Genomic DNA, 4,017 nt, shown 5'->3' on the forward strand with positions numbered 1-4,017 from the left:
CGGGCAGGGGACTTGGAAACGCTACTATGAACGATGGGCAGACTTGACGCTTGAGCGCCCTGGCCCGGGAAAGGTGGACTTGGTCCCGGAGCTTCGAGCGTTTACGCCGCCGGCGCCAGTTGTAGACAAGCCGGTGTATTCGCCTTGGCTTGGCTCGAACCTTCGCACTCTACTGGCGCAGCGGGCGCCGCGACACCGTTATCGTCACCGGCGGAGAAAGAGATATGTGCGTCCTTTCAACGGTGTTGGGCGCGGCAGACTATGGCTTACGTACCATCGTGGTCCAGGATGCGGTCTACAGCGCCTCGGATGAGGCCCATGATGCCATGATCGGGCTGTTCAGCAATCGCTACGGCCAGCATATCGAGACCGCCACCACTGAGCAGCTTGTAAACTGTTCGATTGGTGGGTGACCGACGCACACTGTAAGGGCCACGACGATGTCGCCGTGGCCCTTATTTAAGTGCGTGGGATCAAGCCGCTTTTTGCTGCTCGGCCGCCCTGTCATTCACACCTGATTCACCGAGGGAGGTGAGGGCTTCGTCAGTGGCCTTCTCCTCTTCCAGTGTGGCGTTGAGGAGTTCGACGATGTCATCCTTGCCCAGCGATGTCGCCCAGGCGATCAGCGTGCCATAGCGCGCGATCTCATAATGTTCGACGGCCTGCGCGGCGGCGACAAGGCCCGCGTCGATAGAGGTCGAACCCTTGTATTCCTCCAGAATCTCGGATCCTTCCTCGATGATGCCGTCGATGGCAGGGCAGGTCTTGCCGCGCGCAGCAATGCCAAGGATATCAAACACCTGCTCAAGTCGCTCGACCTGGCCCTCCGTCTCGACAAGATGTTTCTCGAAAGCGGCGGACACCTGGGCGTCCTCCGCGCCCTTGGCCATCTTCGGCAGGGCTTTAAGAATTTACTTTTCGGCGTAGTATATGTCCTTGAGGCCGTCGAGGAACAGATCCTGGAGGCCCTTGGTGCCGGCACTGGCTTTCTTGGTAGCTGCCATCTGAGAATCTCCTTTGGTTGAAATAACCCCTTCGGGTGCTATTCAAACTCGGATGATCGCGGCGGGTTCCTGCGGAAATCGGGTGTGATCAATTTTCTTTTTAGCCTCGAAAAGCTCTTCAAAAGCGACGCGAAACATGGCCGGGCTTTGGTGCTCGGGGCACCTGCTTGGTGCTATTGTTTCTTGTTTGCTGCTGGGCGTTTCAACGGGTGGCCGCCGTGATGCACGGCGAAGGGTGCCACACGGGGGCTTCACCTACATTACACGGGAACGAACTGCGTCGGCGCGTTTACGCATCGTCATGTCATTCGAGTCTCGGGAAGGCTGCCGACTGGCATGCCGAGCGACCCGAGACATCAAGCAAACAATTCACCGGCCATGGGAGAACAGGGTGACTGAATTTGTGGTGACCACGATTGATGGGAGGCAATTTCGCGCCAGCAGCGTGAACGCTCGATTGTCGAGCCTCGTAGGCCAGTGCAGCACGAAACTGGCTGTCAGGCCAAGCGAGCCTGAGCATTCCGGCCGGGAGACAAACACCGTCTTTTTCAAGCACGGGATCATATCGATCAGTGAAGGAAGCCAAGTACAATCGGATTTGCCARCGGACAAGCCAGTATCGGCCTAGGCGCTCGCCGTGACRGGCCCGTCCCCTCAATGGGACGAGGCACCGTCCGTGGACCTACCCAGCCAGTGTGAAGCTTCGATCACGCCGGATGAGCCGGTTACAAAGCGTCTAGCACCAGTTCATGAACAGCGGCCAACCGCTCCGGCCCCGGCTGCGTGGCGATCTTAAAAATGAGCCGCCCTTGACGTCGAACGCAGTCGGGGCGCTGGACCAAGCGGTCATAAGAATTGGAACCGGGCGTCGTAAATTCGATTGCTATGGCAATGGGGCCAGCGCCGATCTTGGAGATGCCGGCCTTCACCGCCGCAAGCTTAAGGCGTGCGAAATCGATTAGCATGGTCGTCTCAGATGGCGGCTTTCCAAACCGATCTTCAAGCTCCTCGGCAAAAGCATCGATTTCAGCGAGGGTCTCACAGCGTTGCAAACGCGAATAGAGATTGAGGCGCACCACCGCCTCGGGGACATAGTCGAACGGAAGAGAGCCCGAGAATTGCAGTTCGATCTCGGCTTCAAAGGTCGAGCTGGCATTATTACCCCGCACCTCATCGACCGCCCGTGCCAACAGCCGCTGATAGAGGCTCAACCCGATCAACTTCATGTGGCCGGCTTGTTCCTCGCCAACCAGATCGCCCGCGCCGCGCAGGTCGAGATCGCGGGCACTGATGGCAAGCCCTGAACCGAGCCGGTCAAAAGCAAGCAGTGTCGAGAGGCGCGAGCGCGTTTCCGGCGCGATGTCCTTTCCGGCCTCCGTCAACAAGTATGCCAAACCTTGCAGCCGCCCCCTGCCGACACGGCCGCGCAACTGGTGCAGTTGAGCCATCCCGAACCTGTCCGCTCGAAACACGACGATGGTGTTGGCGCGTGGCACATCCAGGCCATTCTCGATGATGTTTGTCGAAAGAAGGATGTCGCTATCCCCGTTGGCAAAGGTCACGATAGCCTCGTCCATCTCATAGGCGTTCATGTGGCCATGGGCCACTAACACGGACAAATCGGGTACCAATTTGCGCAGTTCAGCAAGCGTGGGTTCAATGTCCTCAATGCGGGGGACCACGCAAAAACTTTGGCCAGCCCGTCGATGCTCGCGCGTAAGTGCTGTCTTGACCGACGCTCTATCGAATGGGGCCAGTTCTGTGCGCACCGGACGCCGCCTTGCCGGTGGCGTGGAGAGCAGGCTGGCTTCCTGCACACCAACCATGGCTGCCGCAAGCGTACGCGGTATGGGAGTGGCACTCATCGACAAAACGTGCAGCTTCTGGCCGAGGCCGCGAAGCGTTTGCTTGAGTTTGACGCCGAAACGGTGCTCCTCGTCGATAACGAGCAGACCGAGATCGGCAAAGGTGACGCCCTTGGCCGCGATCGCCTGCGTCCCAACGACGATCCGAAACGATCCGTCGGCGAGCCCCGCCCTGATCTGTCTTGACTCAGCATCGCCAACAACGCGCGAAAGAAGGGCCACACTCACCTCGGTGCCCTCAAACCTGCGGGAGAATGTTTCGAAATGCTGGCGCGCCAGTACTGTAGTCGGTGCGACGACGGCGACTTGACAACCATTCAAGGCGACAACGGCAGCGGCGCGCAACGCAACTTCCGTCTTGCCGAAACCGACATCGCCGCAGATCAGCCTGTTCATCGCCTTGCCAGAGGACAGGTCTGCGATGACGGCGGCAATCGCATCGGCCTGATCCGCGGTTTCGGGATAAGGGAACCTTGCCGCGAAACGGGCATAAGCAGGTCGTGGTGGACTAATCGCGCGGGCACCGGCTTTCTCACGCTCAGCAGCGAGTCTGACAAGCTGTTCCGCAGCCTCAGCAATCTCGATGTCGAGCTGTGCCCGGCGCTTGGCCCAGCCATCCCCTTTCAACCTGTCGAGTGTCACTGCCTCTTCATCGGCCCCGTAACGCCAGATGCGGCCGAATTCCTCTACGGGCGCCAGAAGCGTGGCTCCTCCATTATATTCAAGCCGTACGGTATCGGTGACCATCCCCTCGACCTCGACGGTCTCAAGGTCTCGCAGAACGGCGATGCCGTGATCTTCATGCAAAACGACGTCGCCGATTCGCAACTCTGGCTCCTGAGCGAGCGAGGGGGCTCCATGATCTCCCGGGTTTAATCGTGTACCGAAGACGTCGGGGGCCGTTACGACCGCAAGCGCTGCTTTGTCATCGACAAAGCCATCGTCGATATCGACATTGAGGCTGACCAAGGTTGCGGGCTCGACGCCCAGTGCCGATGCCCAGCTTTCGGCGTGGCCGACATCAAGCGTCAGATGACGCTGCAGCGTCTTGACCATTCGATCGAGGTCCACAGTAGGGCCGGCGAGGGCGACACGCCGGCCGGTCTGGATCTGTTCGGCAATAAATTTCGCCATGGCCTTTGAAGGGT

The 4,017-nt window shown here is 59.4% G+C and carries 2 protein-coding genes and 1 pseudogene; 1 reads left to right on the plus strand and 2 read right to left on the minus strand.

The window, feature by feature from the left end; all coding sequences use genetic code 11:
• The first annotated feature begins 149 nt into the window (after positions 1 to 149).
• Positions 150 to 413 carry a cysteine hydrolase family protein gene (locus tag AC1DX0_RS32160; RefSeq protein ID WP_477223791.1) on the plus strand — a complete coding sequence of 88 codons (264 nt, stop codon included), beginning with the start codon at positions 150 to 152 and terminating at the stop codon, positions 411 to 413.
• A gap of 60 nt (positions 414 to 473) precedes the next feature.
• Here AC1DX0_RS32160 and AC1DX0_RS32165 read toward each other — a convergent pair.
• Positions 474 to 1,004, minus strand: a pseudogene (locus AC1DX0_RS32165) (YciE/YciF ferroxidase family protein).
• Between the two features lie 725 nt (positions 1,005 to 1,729).
• On the minus strand, positions 1,730 to 4,017 hold a 2,288-nt coding region (locus tag AC1DX0_RS32170), incomplete at its 5' end, for a DEAD/DEAH box helicase (RefSeq protein WP_477358437.1).

Source organism: Mesorhizobium sp. P3_A9 (genome assembly GCF_056402975.1).